This window comes from Clostridium sp. 1001271st1 H5, assembly GCF_005845215.1.
In the GTDB taxonomy this organism is placed as follows: domain Bacteria; phylum Bacillota; class Clostridia; order Lachnospirales; family Lachnospiraceae; genus Enterocloster.
Map to the genome: position 1 here is coordinate 276,537 of NZ_SPHO01000007.1, position 14,281 is coordinate 290,817.

The window sequence follows — 14,281 nt, forward strand, 5'->3', positions numbered from 1 at the left end:
AACTGGGCTACAAGGATTCGAACCTTGAAATGACGGAGTCAGAGTCCGTTGCCTTACCGTTTGGCGATAGCCCATCAACACAACGAAATGTATTATATAATATAGTCAGCGTTTCGTCAAGTACTTTTTTCAATTTTTATCCATTTTTTGCTTGGATTTTTCTTTTGTTTATGGAACCCTGTGTCACTGTGTACATCTGAGCAGTTCCTGAAGCTTTTTCATGGAACGGTTATACTTTGACAATACCGTGGCTAAGGGCATCTGCAGAGCCTCTGCCACCTCCCTGTGCTTCATGCCTGCTGCCGCATGGAGAAGTACAATCTGGCGCTCCTCCCGGCTGATTCGGCCCAGCGCGTCAAGCAGAACCTTGCGGTCCGCAGCCTGTTCCAGAGGCGCGCAGTACGCTCCCTCCTCCTTTTCAGCCAGGTCCTCAAGCGCCACATCCGACTTCATTTTCTGCTCTCTGAACCGCATATAGCAAAGATTCCTGGCTATGGTAAACACCCAGGCCAGAGGCTTGCCCTGGGGGACATAGGAGCCTGCTTTGGTCCATACCGTCAGATAGGTTTCCTGCATCACATCCTCTGCTTCATCCGGGTTCCTGGTCAGGGAAAGGATAAAGCTGTACACGGGTCTGGCTGTATCCTGGTAAAAGAGATGGAACGCCTCCATATCCCCCTCTCCCATGGCCCCTATCATCTCTTCCTGCGACATCCGGCATCCCCCTTCCAGAACCAGCCCGCTCCCATATCACCCCTTACTCCCGGCTCTCCGACATAAAGCTGTTTTCCATGGTGATGACGCAGCAGCAGCGTCTGTCCTTTTTCGCCACGTCCCCGCTGATTCTTGCTTTCAGTTTACCCAGAACCGATGGCTTATATTCCCTGGGAACCACCAAATCAAAAATCAGGTTGATGCGTTCCACGCCGTCCACCATCCTGAAATCGTGAAACGTAAGCCTGCTGTCAATGCCCTCCAGAACAGACGTCACCAGCTCCTTGAACTCCACCACCCTCTCATCATGGGTCTCCACCGGGTCCATGTGGATGACCAGCAGGATTCCCAGACGCCTCATGGCTTCCCGCTCAATGCGGTCAATGATTTCATGGGTACGCTCCACATTGCAGTCATTGGGCACCTCTGCATGGATGGATGCAATGCTTCTGGAGGGTCCGTAATTATGTACAATCAAATCATGACTGCCCACAATGCCGTCAAAGCTCTCCACGAAGTTTGTTATTTTGTCGTATATCTCAGGGTCAATGGCTTCTCCAATCAGAGGCGCCAGGGTATCCTTTGCTATGTTCACCCCTGCAATCATGACCACCACAGACACAATAAGACCTACAATACCATCCACATTCAACCCCAATGCCCCATAGATTCCAATGGAGCATATGGTTGCGGAGGTAGTGGCCACATCGCCCAGGGCATCCGCCGAGGTGGCCAGCATCACCTTGGAATTAATACGCTTTCCCAGCTTTTTATTGAAACGGGAAAGCCACAGCTTAATGCCCACGGACATGACAAGTATCAGTATGGATATCCACCGGAAGCTCATGTCCTCGGGATGCAGCACCTTGCCAAAGGAGGTCTTGAACAGGGAGAAACCCACCTGTATAACCAGGAACGCCACGATGAATGCCGCAATATATTCAATTCTTCCATGGCCAAAGGGATGGTCGTCATCCGCTGGTTTTTCCGCCATTTTGACTCCCACGAACCCAATAATGGAGGACGCTGCATCCGACAGGTTATTGAATGCATCCGCCATGACAGATATACTGTGCACCAGGATTCCAATAAAAAGCTTGGATGCAAAAAGCAGCAGGTTGCAGCCGATTCCCACCATGCTGGTCAGCGTCCCATAAGCCGTCCTTACCTGCACATCCTCCACATTATCATGGTCTTTCACAAATTTTCTTACTAAAAATTCAGTCATATCAAATCACCATACTCCACACATTCCAGGAACAGCCCTTCAGGCGGGGCAGTAAAACCAGCTGCAGAACGGTCCCCTGACTCCAGGACAGTGGCCATTTCCTCCGGCTTTCGCCTGCCCATTCCCACCTCCATAAGGGTGCCTGATAAAATCCGTACCATCTGCTGCAAAAATCCATTGCCTGTATAGGATATATGGATTCTGCTGTCCATCCGGCGAAAGCAGATGGATTCAATGGTGCGGATTGTTGATTTCTTCATTTTCTTGTTGCCGCAGAAGCTTTTAAAATCATGGGTCCCTGTAAGAGCCTTTGCCGCCTGTTCCATCCTGGCCAAATCCAGCTCCTGCCCTAAGCCATAATAATAGTGGCGCTCAAACACATTTTTCTTAGAAGCAGTCTCTATCTGGTAACGGTACGTCTTCCTCACTGCATTCAAACGGCTGTGAAACCGGTCCGGCATCACACAAGCCTTTGTAACAGCAATGTCTCCGGGCAGGTACCGGTTCATATATCCCAGAATTTCATCCGGCTCCATCTGTTTTACCAGATGGAAATTAGCCACCTGTCCTTCTGCATGGACACCTGCATCGGTCCGCCCGGAACCGTGGACCTCCACCGGATTTCCCTCCAGCTTTTCCAGAACCGCCTCCAGCCTGCCCTGGATGGTCCTGTCCGTATTTCCCTGCTTCTGCCAGCCATCATATCTGGTGCCGTCGTAGGACAGCCACACTCCAATATTCATCCTCTGCCTCCCTGCCTTACCGGCCTCGTTTTTTTCTCCGGGCAGCATATGAAAGTACCCCTGCGGTAATCATCATCCCCACAGCCGCACCGCTCATATCCAGCCATACATCACTTATCTGCCCGGACCGGCCTACCACAAAAAGCTGGATAGTCTCATCCACAAAAGGTACTATGAAAATCAGCATCAATGCATCTTTTAGTCTTTCTGTTCCAGGTATTCCGGCTGCCCTGGCTGTCAAACCGCCCAGCACTGCATATTCCGCAAAATGGGCGGTTTTTCTGATGATGTGTTCCGTCAGCCACAGGAACTCCCAGCCCAGGGATTCCATAACTCCCTGGACTTTGGCCAGAAGGAAGCCGCTTTCCCGGGAAGAAACAGCGGCCGGTGTCAGGGAATTGCCGTATATAAAGCATATATAGAGCAGTATCACCACATGCCATCTGTTCCATGCGAATCTGTTTCTGTTTCCCGGCATTTATTGTTTCCCCTCTGCCAAAAGGACGCCGCTTTCACTGACAGCCTTAATAGCTTGATTGAGCATTTCCTCATCCTGGACCAGAGCCAGACGCACATATCCCTCACCGGAGGGTCCAAACGCGCTGCCGGGCGTGACCATTACACCGGCCCGTTCTACCAGGTCCATGACGAATGCCTCTGAATTATGGTAATGTTCCGGAATAGCTGCCCACACAAACATGGTGGCCTCCGGCCGGTCCATTTTCCATCCAATGGATGAAAAACCGTCGCACATAATATTCCTTCGCGTCTCATAAGCCCTCCTTGTGGCCTGCACACAGGACTGGTCCCCTGTAACCGCTGCAATGGCCGCGGCCTGGATAGGAAGGAACATGCCGTAATCCATATTGGATTTAAGCAGCTTCAGACGTGACACCACCTGGGCATTGCCAAGGCAGAACCCGATTCTGGCGCCGGCAAGCCCGTATGTCTTTGACAGGGAATTAAATTCTATGCCGACTTCCTTTGCCCCCGGAAACCGCAGGAAACTGCCGCATTCCCTTCCGTCAAAAACCAGGTCGCTGTAAGCATTATCATGAAGCACAATGATGTCATATTTCCTGGCAAAGGCTATGAGCTCCTCATAAAAAGAATCAGGAGCCATGGCCGTGGTGGGATTGTTGGGATAAGACACCACCATAAGCCTGGCCTTTTCAGCCACTTCCTCAGGTATCTCGTCCAGGCGGATGATATACCCGTTTTCCTTTTTCTGGGGCATATAGTGAAGCCTGGCTCCGGCTATCCGTGGACCGTCGCCAAATACAGGATAACATGGGTCAGGCACAAGAACCACATCCCCATCATCCACAATGGACAACGCAATATGGGCCAGCCCTTCCTGGGAACCCAGCAGGGAGCATATCTCTGGCTCAGGATTCAGCTCCACCCCATACCGGGTCTGATACCATACGCTGACCGCCTCCAGCAGCTCCCTCCTGTCACTGATGGCATACACATAGTTGGACGGCTCTTTGGCAGCCCTGCACAACGCCTCCATAATATGGGGCGCAGGCGGTATGTTGGGCGCCCCGATGCTCAGGTCAATGACTTCCTCTCCCCTTGCCGCTTTTTCCTTCCTAATCTCAGCCAGCTTTGAAAAGATACCTTCTCCAAATTGGTCCATCCTCTTTGCAAATTCCATATTTCTTATCCTTCCTCTCTGTATATCTGTAACGCTGATTCCTCCGGCTCATATCCCGCCCTGAACTGCCGGCTGCCGTAATCCTAAAAACCCAGCACGCAGGCAATGATTGGCAAAAAGACAGCCGGCAGCAGATTTCCAATCTTTATCTTGCTTCCAAGGACCAGATTCAGTCCCAGACCGAATATCAGAATAGAACCAATGCATGATACCCTGGTAATCATCATATCTGTAAGAAACGGCCTTACCAGCCCTGCCAGCAGCGTAATACTCCCCTGGTAAACGGCCACGGGAAAAATAGAAAATGCCGTCCCTATGCCAAGGGCTGCTGTAAACACCACGGACAGCACTCCATCCATTACTGCCTTGGTAAACAATGTATTGTAATTATGGCTTAAGCCGTCCTCCAGGGAACCCACAATGGCCATGGCCCCCACACAAAACAGCAGAGAGCTGCTGACAAACGCCTCCACAAAGGTTCCGGATACCTGACCTGCCGGAATCCTGGATTTGCACCATTCTCCCAGCTGCTGCAGCTTGTACTCGATATTAATCCATTCACCCAGGGCAGCGCCCACCACCATGCAGACCACGCTCACCAGCGTGTCCCTAGTCTCAAAGCTGCCGCCATGTATGGTCATCAGGCCCTTCAGGGCGCCTGTAATGCCTACAAATACCACACACAGTCCCACTGCGCTGGATATCGTATCCTGCAGCCGTTTGGGAAGTCCGCCTTTCAATAAAAGCCCAACGCCGCATCCGGCCAGTATGCCCGCCACATTCACAATCGTACCTAATCCTGCCATTTTACTTATCCCTGCCTGTTCCTTACTCATTTTCCCAAAACACTTTTACCCATTAACAGGCTAAATCAGCCCATTTCGCCTATTATAGTATAATTTTCCAAATATGACAAGGGTCCGGCGCCATGTATGGCTTCATTTTCGATTGCACATTACAAAAGGCGGAAGTCCCTGCCAGGGGCTTTCCGCCTTAACCAATGCTTCTACATGAGGATGGCTTTCACCGGCTCCCCTTCCTTTAATCCGCTGCTTCCGGCCGGGATATCTACCAGACAGTTGCATCCGGCCATGCTGGAAATCATGCCTGAAGAGTGGCGTCCCTCAGGCAGCCATACCTTTCCGTCCTCTATCTTTCCTCTCACCAAACGTCTTAAAGGCGATGATTTGGGAAAAGGAGTTTCAAGTACCCCCAGCAGAATCTGCGGTTTCCACTGTGTTCTTCCTCTCATCCGTTCCAGGGCCGGCCTCACCAGGACCTCAAAGGTAGCTGCCGCCGCAAATGGATTTCCGGACAGGCAGAATACAGGCTTGCCCTCCACTATCATTGCCAGCATGGGTGAGCCTGGCTTTACATTGATTCCATGAAACAGCACCTCTGCTCCAAGGGATTTAGCAACATACGGCATGCAGTCCCGTACGCCCACGGAAACACCGCCGCTGGTAACCAATGCATCACATTCCCTTAACCGTTCCCTGATATCCCCTGCCAGCTCCTGTGTATCATCTCCGGCCCGGCAGTAAAGTAACGGCTTCATTCCCAGCTCCCTCACCCTGGCGGAAAGAAGGGGTCCATTGCTGTCGTAAATCTTTCCCGGCTCCAGAGGGGTTCCCATTGGAACCAGTTCATCCCCTGTGGCCATGATGCCTATAACAGGTACGGAAAACACAGACAGGGACTCTATTCCCTGACTCGACAGGATTCCTATATGGGAAGCGCGTATCTCCACTCCCTTTTCGATAAGCAGGGTTCCCCTGGATGTATCCTCGCCTTTTTTACAGTAGTTCTTATAAGCTGCGGCGGATTGATATATCTCAACCAGCCGGCTTCCCTCGTCGGTTTGTTCCTGCATGATAACGCCGTCTGCTCCCTCCGGTATGGGGGCGCCTGTCATGATTCTGGCTGCCTCACCCGGTCCTATCTTTAATTTAGGAAACATCCCCGCACATATATGCTCGACTACATTCAGTTTAACCGGATTCTCCTCTGACGCACCTGCCGTGTCCTGGCTTCTGACCGCATAACCATCCAATGGAGAACGCGGAAAGGGGGGCTGGTCCATGACTGCGTATATTGATTCAGCGCATACTCTTCCCAATGCATCCATTGTGTGGATGGTCTCAGTTTCTGCTATTATATTAATATGCCTGAGGCGCTCCTGGGCCTCCTCCAGCATGATTGGGTTCCTCTTTCTCATCTGCGTTCTCCCCATCTGTTTTGATGTATTCTTCCTACGAGTATAATGTGCCTGCCTGTTCTTGTCAACTACCACAGACTATCTGAATAACATCAAAAAAGCGGAAGTTCCTCCTACACTCCAAGGCACTTCAGATTATCTGAAGCAATCTGCTTCAGTCTCATGCGGCTCTCCCTGGACGCCTATGATATATGGGGAGTAATAATGCAATTTTTTGCCTGAAGCAGCGGATTCTCCCCCGTTTAGGCTCTTCAGAAACAACATCCAGACCAGCTTATATCACCAGGATTTAAGATATAACCATCTAAGACCACTATTCTCACTTTATATTCAAGCACTTTTCCGTCCTTTCATTTACAAAGCATCTTCTGTATAGCAGCTATTGTACCTACAGAACCACCTTTGGCCGCAAACTCACATCCGGCATATATACCATCCAGAAATATCCCTGAGGCGATTCCTGTCTCCGGTTTTTCTTTTACCAGCATTTGGGAGACATTGCATTTATGAAATATAGCATTGGCAGTCTCTCCACCTATAATAACAATGCGGTCCATCGTTACATTCTCTAAGACCTTCTCAGCACAAAGAGCCAGTAAATACAAGATACGTTCTGACAGGCCCGCTTTCTGTAAAGAATCCGACACCTCCGGAACTACGATAAAATCTCCCCGCTGATTTATAAGTTTACATTGACGGACAACCCGGCTTACTTCCGAATCCACATCCTCATCCTTCAGACAAACCGCTATATTTAAATATACCACTTCCAGTCCATGCTGTTGTGAGTATGCGATTTGTTTCTTGGTAACATCGTATGTAGTTCCGCTAAAACATGCACATCGAATCTGGCGCGAACTACACTCATGTTCCAGAGCTTCTCCATACAAAGCTCTGGTAACCCCCGAAAGAAGCCCTAATGTCCCTGCCCACAAGGCAAGCGGATACCGTTTACTCAAATGTTTAAATATACAGTAACAATCCTCATCCGACACTGCATCAAAGACAATAATCCGGGTATGATTACTCACCATATCTTCTACAGATTCCAGCAGATGACAGCTCTTAACTGTATCAATATCCAAATGACCCACCTTAACATCCACATTCTTTCTCAGTATGTCAGGAACATATGACTCTTCCACACGATGGATTGGGTCATCTGCATAGAGAGATTCTTCCAGAATTCTTCCTTTCACATACTGGTTTCCATACAAAGTGAATGTCTTAAACTGCGGCAAAGCCGCTACAACAAAACAAACAGTCCGATTCAGATACTGCATTAGAGCACTTATCTCCACCGCCGGATTGCCGCGAAATCCCATATCAAGTTTTTTAATCAGGATTCCCTCATATAATTTATTCTTTTCTGCAAACTCTTTATGTACAGTAAATGCCTGTTTTTCAGAGCAGCCTCTGGTGGCCATGTTTATGCACACCAATTCCCTTTGCATTCCCCCGTCATAGGCAGCCGGGTCTGTATAGACCACAACTTCCCTGCCGCAGGCCACAGGAAATGCGCCTGTATCAACAGCCCCTGTTAAATCGTCCGCCAGAATCATCAATCGCGTCATAAACCCTTACCTCTTCAGAGTTACTCAGCGATAATAATCCTACCCTTGTCTGACATTAATTTCTGATAAGCCTCAGGAACCTTATCGCTGATTAACATGTCCACATCCTTTAAATATCCATTCGAGAAGAATCCGCTTGTTCCAAACTTAGAGCTGTCCACGGCAATGACAACATTATCTGCCAATGACATACCCTGAATCCGCATATTTGAAAGCTGGATATTATGATAAATCAACCGGCCGTCTGGCATAATAGCTCCGGGAGAGGAAATATAATAATTAAAATGCATATTCTTCATATTCATATCTACCATATCGCCCACAAGAAAGTAAGTTCCGGCCCAGATACAGCCGCCAAGAACAATGGTTGTTACAGAGGTACTCTCTGCTAATACCATTGCTATATTCAGGGCTGCTGTAATCACTGTGATATTTTTATTCCGGATACTTTTAGCTATCTCCAGCTGTGTTGTGCCGCCTTCCAGAAAAACCACATCATTATCCTGGAGGATGTCTGCCACGCATCTGCCTATTGCCTGCTTTTCCTCCAGATTTTCCTCTTTTCTCTGGTCAAAAAATTCAAATCCCTGACCCTTAAAATTGCTGCTTGTTATGCTTCCATGGCGCTGTGTAACCAGCTCCTTGGACACCATTACCTCAATATCCCTCCGAACCGTAGATTCAGAAATATTCAGATGCTCTGCTATCTCAGAAACTGTAACAATCTTATTTTTTACCACAAACTTCTCTATCTCACAAATCCTCTTGTTCCGATCCATAGTCCGCTTCCACTCCCTTTATAGGCACCCTTTTACCGCTTTATTCTACCATAATCTTTATTGCCAATCAAGCAGGAACTCCCCCCACAAGGGGCGTCTTTTTATGCCCATATGAACAAATGGCCGCGATTCAGAAGCCGGAGGATTCCCATGGCTCCTTTTCATTCGGAAAGGTTCTGGTATACCATGGTGCATATACCTCTATCAACTCATAGTGATATACCAGAACCATAATTTTTTCTTTCTTCTGTTATGCCAACAGATTTGGAATTAGCATCACCAGCGCCGGACAATACGATATCAGTAACAGTACAGCTAACATTGCCAGAATATATGGTACCATAGGTTTAGACAGCTGTGTGATAGACTTTTTAGATATACCACATCCTACATAGAGTACGGTTCCCACTGGCGGTGTCAGCAGACCAATACAAAGATTGACTGTTATAACCACGCCAAACCAGACCGGGTCCAAATGAAAACTCTGTATGATAGGCAATAAAATTGGTGTCATAATCAATAACGCGGGCGTCAAATCCATTACACATCCAATTACCAGCAGTATAATATTAATCAGAAGAATAATAACATACACATTATCAGTAATACTAAGTAATCCGCTGGCAATCATACCAGGAATCCTGGCTGTGGAAATAAAGTAAGCTACTGAAGTAGCAGAACCAATAACCAGAAATACAGTTGCAGTACTTTTTGCAGCAGCAAGCAGAATCCTAGGAAAAGCACAGAACTTTAATTCTCTGTATATAACCAACGACACCAGAATTGCATATACGCATGCAACCACCGCTGACTCTGTAGGGGTTGCAACCCCTGTCAATATTCCTCCCATGATAATGATGGGAAGAAGAAGCGCCCAAATCGCATCCTTTGTGGCATCTTTCACTTCCAGCCACCGGAATACACGGTCTGTATTATAGACATCCTTTCCTCTTGTATAAAACCACCAAACCAGTCCAAGTCCTCCGCCTATTAGAATCCCCGGAATAAACCCTGCTTCAAATAATTTGATGATGGAAACCTGTCCCATTACCCCATATAATATGAATGGAATGCTGGGCGGAATAATAGGGCCAATGGTACCTGCCGCGCATATCAGGTCTACACTTCTCTCCTCATTATAACCCTCACTTTTCATCAGGGGATAGAGTACAGAGCCCACTGCGGCTGTATCAGCCAGAGCTGAACCTGAAACACCTGCAAAGAGCATACCGGTCAATATGCTTACATACCCCAGGCTTCCTTTAATATGTCCCAATAACGAACTGGCAAAACGCACAATCCGTTTAGATATGCCCCCCTCATTCATAATTTCTCCGGCGAGCATAAAGAAGGGAACAGCCATGATGGTAAAACTGTTGACACCCCGAATCATATTCTGCACAATAACGGATGGTTCCGTGATACCACTCATATACATCATAATGGTAGCTGTTATCAGAAGGGCAAAACCTATTGGAACGTTGATAGCAATAAATCCAAATAGACTTATCAAAAATATTGTTAGCATATTCACCACCCTTTAAAATTCATCTTTTACGAATGCCAAAATGGTAGCAACAAACTTAAGCGCTGCCTGAGCCGCCATGATTGCAAAAGAAACCGGTGCAATAGCATATACAAATCCATAACTGGTATGTGTAGCCGGTGAGACCCACCCCCACTGGTTCTTTGCCAGAGCAAATCCCCCTCTGACTAAAATAATTAGAATCCCAAAGGCGAGGATGTATCCTGCTAATGTAATAATAAACCTGGGAATTCTGGGAAGGGCATTAACCAATGAATCAAATCCCACATGTTTATTCTCTTCATAAGCTGCCACAGAGCCAACCAGTGTCAGCCAAATCATCAGGAATCTGGATATTTCTTCTGCCCAGGCAATGGAACTGTTAAATATAAACCGGCTTAAAACACTCCAAAATACAATGCAGACCATGCCAAACAGGGTAATGATAGCAAGAAGTTCTATTGTTTTCAGCATTATCTGATATATCTTTTTTAAGACTCCCATAACCCTATACCTCTTCCATGGATACGACCTTAATTGTAGGCAGCCATTATATCCTGTATCTGTGTGATTAAATCTCCATATTTGCCTGAATACTCCTCATAAATCGGAGATACTGCCTCCACCCAGACAGCTTTTTCCTCAGGAGTCAGAGTGGTGACTGTCATACCAGCCTCCTCAAGACTCTTGACATACCCCTCATCCAGTTCCCTTGACAGCTTTCTGTTTGCATCTACTGCTGCCTTTGCAGCTTCATCAACAGCAGCTTTATCCTCATCTGAGAGCCCGTCATAAAATGATTTGTTCATACAAAACATATGTGGACTATAGATATGCCCGGTTCTTGTTACATAATCCTGCACTTCATACAGATTATTCAGATAAATAGTATTTAATGGATTTTCCTGTCCATCAATTGTCTTTTGCTGAAGAGCTGTGAACACTTCGGAAAATGCCATAGGCGTAGGATTGGTTCCCAAAAGTTCAAAGGTTTTTAAAAACACTTCACTTTCCGGGGTACGAATCTTCAAGCCCTTTAAATCTTCCGGGGTATGAACCTCCCGCACACTATTGGTAATATTGCGGAATCCATTTTCAAAATAACCCAAAATATGGACGCCTCCATTTTTCTCTACTGTCTGTCCAATTGCTGTCCCGATTTCCCCGTCAAAAACCTCATCTGCCCCTTCTGTGTTTGTAAACAGGAAAGGCATATCAAAAACCCCTACATCCGGACACACTCCGGTAAATACGCTGGGAGTTGTACAGCACATTTCAAGCGTACCCAAGGAAACTGCTTCCGTCACTACCGTATCATCTCCCAACTCTGCATTGGCATACACCTGTACATCATATCTTCCATTGGTAAGCCTCTCCAAAGTCTCCTCAAATACCTGGGAACCAACTACCATAGGGGTTCCTTCTGCCAAACCACAGGCAATCTTAATCACAATGGCATCCTGGGATGGAGCACTTGTTTTGTCATCTACTGCTTTCTCTGTCTGTGTTGTTTCCGCCTTCTCAGGTGTGGATTCCGCTTTGCCAGAACCCTGGCACCCGCTAAGTCCCATAACCATTGCCCCGCTCATAATCAATGCTAATACTTTTGTCTGCTTCATAAAAATCCCCCTTTTAATTACAAACTGTTTTTTGCTGCAACCTGTTTACTACCCCTTAACTGTTTTCCCTCCTCTTTTAATTTTTTTTGATAACATCTCTGCCACATAAGCAATATGTGCTGTATCTTCTACCAGCTCTGCTGTGTCAAAGCATTGTGACATTCCTTTTTCATATGCAATTATGCCGTGTGCTTTCAAAACCATAGCATGAATATCTTCCGGAGCCTCCTTCACAATCTGTTCCACATAGGAGGCAAGTTCTTCTGTCCCGGGATTGGCGTAGTCCACAACCGGTACATCAATCACTTTCATCTTAGCGGATGCAGTCAATACTGGGATTTTTCTGTCATTAATCGAGTACCCCACAGAGTATGCAGGATGAACATGTATCACGCTGTCCACGTCCTGACGAATCTGGTATATCTTTAAGTGAAATATTGTTTCCTTCGATGGTTTTAAACCGTCCGGACAAACTATCAGTTTGCCATTCCGGTCACACAGGATAAGGTTATCTTCCCGGGTATCCCGCAGGGATACTCCGCTTGCAGTTACTATCACTGTATCTCCACATCTCATGCTCACATTTCCGCCTGCAGCCGTAACTAATCCCCGCTCATAAAGCAAATGTGAATATTTTACAACTTCCCTCTTACACTCTTCTAAATGTCCCATTTTATCCTCCATTATGAAATATGTTGTGCTGCCAGCTCTGCTGCCTCCAGCACTGCTCTATAAAGATTCTCTTCATTCGCAATATTCTGCCCGGCTATATTAAATGCAGTTCCATGACCAGTAGAAGTACGAATGATAGGTACCCCTACCAATAAAGTGACTACATTTCCAAACCCCAGCAATTTCATAGCCATATTGGCCTGGTCGTGGTACATAGCGATTACTGCATCAAATTTCCCCTCCTTTGCGTCCACGAAAACAGTATCTGACGGAACTGGTCCCACTACCTGTATCCCATCTTCTTTCGCCAGTTCTATTCCTGGAATAATTTCATCCAGCTCTTCTCTGCCAAACATACCATTCTCTCCGCAATGGGGATTCAAGGCAGAGACTGCAATTACCGGATGCTCCATTGAAGTAATTTTTTTCAGACCTTCATGAATCAAGGTAATCTTTGAGCGGACTGTCTCCTTATCAACCTTATGGCATGCTTCTTCCAGGGAACAGTGATTGCTATACATCAGCACACGTATATTCCCTAATAAAAGCAGCATTCCATAATTTTCAGAATGGGTCATTTCCCCCACAATCTGAGTCTGTCCCTCATAGTTGTATCCGGCCATACGCATAGCAGCCTTATTCAAAGGTGCTGAAACCATGGCGTCTATTTCTCCCTCCATACACATTCGGCAGGCCTCTTTTGTGTAATGCACCGCTGCTTCTCCGCAACTTTTACTCAATTCTCCGAATTTCCATTGGGACATATCAATATCGTTATAGTCCACTACATCAACATATCCGTATTCACGCCCTCCTTCTTCTGTATGCGAAATCTTACGTGCTTTTAAATCCAGACTGCACCGCGCAATAATATCTTCAATAATTCTTATATCTCCAAGGACAATGGGTCTGCATGTATCATAAACATCTTTTCTTGATAAGGCTTTACAGGTAATTTCCGGCCCAATTCCCGCTGCGTCTCCCATTGTAATAGCAATTAATGGTTTCTTCATTTTATCTCCTTTATAATTTTCTTTCATAAATTGAAAATATATTTTCTTTTTATATATCGAATCTTACTATTTTGAAAACATTTTGTCAATATACAGAATGTACAATCCTGGCATCCCCATTTTGTGAAACTTTATTTTCAAATTATTTTTCATTCTGCGCTAGGTACCATTCATTTTGACCCGATTCCGGCATCACATTTACATACAACCTGAAGGACCTCCCTTCAGATTCCGCCCCGCATATCCGGGACCTCCGTCCGTTAAAGTTTGCCCAGCATGGGCAAACAAAAATAGGAAGTCCTGATATAACAGGACTTCCTAAAAATAAAAGCGCGAGACGGGATTCGAACCCGCGGCCCCCACCTTGGCAAGGTGGTGCTCCACCCCTGAGCCACTCGCGCATTTAGTACATATACATTTATAAAAATAATACGTACCCTCAAAACCACATATTGAATTCCGATTGTTCCACAAACCACTCTTCCCTTAACCTTTTTGGATAAGCCCTCGACCGATTAGTATTAGTCAGCTCCGTA

14 protein-coding genes, 2 tRNA genes and 1 pseudogene are annotated in these 14,281 nt (G+C 46.7%); all 17 read right to left on the reverse strand.

All coding sequences use genetic code 11. From position 1 onward, the window contains the following. Positions 1 to 2: 2 nt before the first annotated feature. Positions 3 to 74: transfer RNA gene (locus FGS84_RS13290), tRNA-Gln, on the reverse strand. A 109-nt stretch (positions 75 to 183) separates the two neighbouring features. Continuing rightward, positions 184 to 714, reverse strand: a complete 531-nt coding sequence (locus FGS84_RS13295; RefSeq protein WP_138308994.1) for an RNA polymerase sigma factor — start codon at positions 712 to 714, stop codon at positions 184 to 186. A gap of 43 nt (positions 715 to 757) precedes the next feature. After that, entirely contained in the window at positions 758 to 1,942 is a 1,185-nt protein-coding gene (locus FGS84_RS13300) for a cation diffusion facilitator family transporter (RefSeq protein WP_138308996.1), read from the reverse strand. Next, the gene (truA, locus tag FGS84_RS13305; protein WP_138308998.1) at positions 1,939 to 2,685 is read right to left on the reverse strand and encodes a tRNA pseudouridine(38-40) synthase TruA; all 747 of its coding nucleotides are present in this window, start codon (positions 2,683 to 2,685) and stop codon (positions 1,939 to 1,941) included. The genes FGS84_RS13300 and truA overlap by 4 nt, the downstream gene beginning before the upstream one ends. Before the next feature lie 16 nt (positions 2,686 to 2,701). Next, complete coding sequence (locus FGS84_RS13310; protein ID WP_138309001.1) at positions 2,702 to 3,163, reverse strand: VanZ family protein; 462 nt, start codon at positions 3,161 to 3,163, stop codon at positions 2,702 to 2,704. Continuing rightward, positions 3,164 to 4,345: an aminotransferase class I/II-fold pyridoxal phosphate-dependent enzyme gene (locus tag FGS84_RS13315; RefSeq protein WP_138309004.1), complete on the reverse strand. Its 1,182-nt coding sequence runs from the start codon at positions 4,343 to 4,345 to the stop codon at positions 3,164 to 3,166. Between the two features lie 83 nt (positions 4,346 to 4,428). Then, positions 4,429 to 5,151 carry a DUF554 domain-containing protein gene (locus FGS84_RS13320; protein ID WP_138309006.1) on the reverse strand — a complete coding sequence of 241 codons (723 nt, stop codon included), beginning with the start codon at positions 5,149 to 5,151 and terminating at the stop codon, positions 4,429 to 4,431. A 200-nt stretch (positions 5,152 to 5,351) separates the two neighbouring features. Next, positions 5,352 to 6,563, reverse strand: coding sequence for a gephyrin-like molybdotransferase Glp (gene glp / locus FGS84_RS13325; RefSeq protein WP_243129967.1), 1,212 nt, complete (start codon positions 6,561 to 6,563; stop codon positions 5,352 to 5,354). Between the two features lie 113 nt (positions 6,564 to 6,676). Continuing rightward, positions 6,677 to 6,837: pseudogene (locus FGS84_RS31975) on the reverse strand (NAD(P)-dependent oxidoreductase); the annotation flags it as partial. A gap of 76 nt (positions 6,838 to 6,913) precedes the next feature. Continuing rightward, positions 6,914 to 8,137: a four-carbon acid sugar kinase family protein gene (locus FGS84_RS13330; RefSeq protein ID WP_138309008.1), complete on the reverse strand. Its 1,224-nt coding sequence runs from the start codon at positions 8,135 to 8,137 to the stop codon at positions 6,914 to 6,916. 20 nt (positions 8,138 to 8,157) lie between these two features. Next, positions 8,158 to 8,916 (reverse strand): DeoR/GlpR family DNA-binding transcription regulator, encoded by a 759-nt coding sequence (locus FGS84_RS13335; RefSeq protein WP_138309010.1) that lies wholly within the window; start codon positions 8,914 to 8,916, stop codon positions 8,158 to 8,160. A 250-nt stretch (positions 8,917 to 9,166) separates the two neighbouring features. Next, a complete protein-coding gene (locus tag FGS84_RS13340) occupies positions 9,167 to 10,444 on the reverse strand; it encodes a TRAP transporter large permease (protein ID WP_138309012.1) in 1,278 nt (425 codons plus the stop codon). Positions 10,445 to 10,456: 12 nt separating this feature from the next. Continuing rightward, positions 10,457 to 10,915 (reverse strand): TRAP transporter small permease, encoded by a 459-nt coding sequence (locus FGS84_RS13345; protein ID WP_207671120.1) that lies wholly within the window; start codon positions 10,913 to 10,915, stop codon positions 10,457 to 10,459. Between the two features lie 59 nt (positions 10,916 to 10,974). After that, complete coding sequence (locus FGS84_RS13350; protein WP_138309016.1) at positions 10,975 to 12,060, reverse strand: TRAP transporter substrate-binding protein; 1,086 nt, start codon at positions 12,058 to 12,060, stop codon at positions 10,975 to 10,977. A 48-nt stretch (positions 12,061 to 12,108) separates the two neighbouring features. Next, positions 12,109 to 12,744 carry a class II aldolase/adducin family protein gene (locus tag FGS84_RS13355; protein ID WP_138309018.1) on the reverse strand — a complete coding sequence of 212 codons (636 nt, stop codon included), beginning with the start codon at positions 12,742 to 12,744 and terminating at the stop codon, positions 12,109 to 12,111. Then, a complete protein-coding gene (gene pdxA, locus FGS84_RS13360; protein ID WP_171042624.1) occupies positions 12,744 to 13,745 on the reverse strand; it encodes a 4-hydroxythreonine-4-phosphate dehydrogenase PdxA in 1,002 nt (333 codons plus the stop codon). The genes FGS84_RS13355 and pdxA overlap by 1 nt, the downstream gene beginning before the upstream one ends. A gap of 329 nt (positions 13,746 to 14,074) precedes the next feature. Further along, positions 14,075 to 14,146 (reverse strand) — tRNA-Gly (locus FGS84_RS13365). Between the last annotated feature and the right edge of the window lie 135 nt (positions 14,147 to 14,281).

What these genes read in the sequence shown, in the direction of transcription:
- FGS84_RS13295 (WP_138308994.1), bottom strand. Translation starts at nt 714, where the DNA reads ATGTCGCAGGAAGAGATGATAGGGGCCATGGGAGAGGGGGATATGGAG.
- FGS84_RS13300 (WP_138308996.1), bottom strand. Translation starts at nt 1,942, where the DNA reads ATGACTGAATTTTTAGTAAGAAAATTTGTGAAAGACCATGATAATGTG.
- truA (WP_138308998.1), bottom strand. Translation starts at nt 2,685, where the DNA reads ATGAATATTGGAGTGTGGCTGTCCTACGACGGCACCAGATATGATGGC.
- FGS84_RS13310 (WP_138309001.1), bottom strand. Translation starts at nt 3,163, where the DNA reads ATGCCGGGAAACAGAAACAGATTCGCATGGAACAGATGGCATGTGGTG.
- FGS84_RS13315 (WP_138309004.1), bottom strand. Translation starts at nt 4,345, where the DNA reads ATGGAATTTGCAAAGAGGATGGACCAATTTGGAGAAGGTATCTTTTCA.
- FGS84_RS13320 (WP_138309006.1), bottom strand. Translation starts at nt 5,151, where the DNA reads ATGGCAGGATTAGGTACGATTGTGAATGTGGCGGGCATACTGGCCGGA.
- glp (WP_243129967.1), bottom strand. Translation starts at nt 6,563, where the DNA reads ATGAGAAAGAGGAACCCAATCATGCTGGAGGAGGCCCAGGAGCGCCTC.
- FGS84_RS13330 (WP_138309008.1), bottom strand. Translation starts at nt 8,137, where the DNA reads ATGACGCGATTGATGATTCTGGCGGACGATTTAACAGGGGCTGTTGAT.
- FGS84_RS13335 (WP_138309010.1), bottom strand. Translation starts at nt 8,916, where the DNA reads ATGGATCGGAACAAGAGGATTTGTGAGATAGAGAAGTTTGTGGTAAAA.
- FGS84_RS13340 (WP_138309012.1), bottom strand. Translation starts at nt 10,444, where the DNA reads ATGCTAACAATATTTTTGATAAGTCTATTTGGATTTATTGCTATCAAC.
- FGS84_RS13345 (WP_207671120.1), bottom strand. Translation starts at nt 10,915, where the DNA reads ATGCTGAAAACAATAGAACTTCTTGCTATCATTACCCTGTTTGGCATG.
- FGS84_RS13350 (WP_138309016.1), bottom strand. Translation starts at nt 12,060, where the DNA reads ATGAAGCAGACAAAAGTATTAGCATTGATTATGAGCGGGGCAATGGTT.
- FGS84_RS13355 (WP_138309018.1), bottom strand. Translation starts at nt 12,744, where the DNA reads ATGGAGGATAAAATGGGACATTTAGAAGAGTGTAAGAGGGAAGTTGTA.
- pdxA (WP_171042624.1), bottom strand. Translation starts at nt 13,745, where the DNA reads ATGAAGAAACCATTAATTGCTATTACAATGGGAGACGCAGCGGGAATT.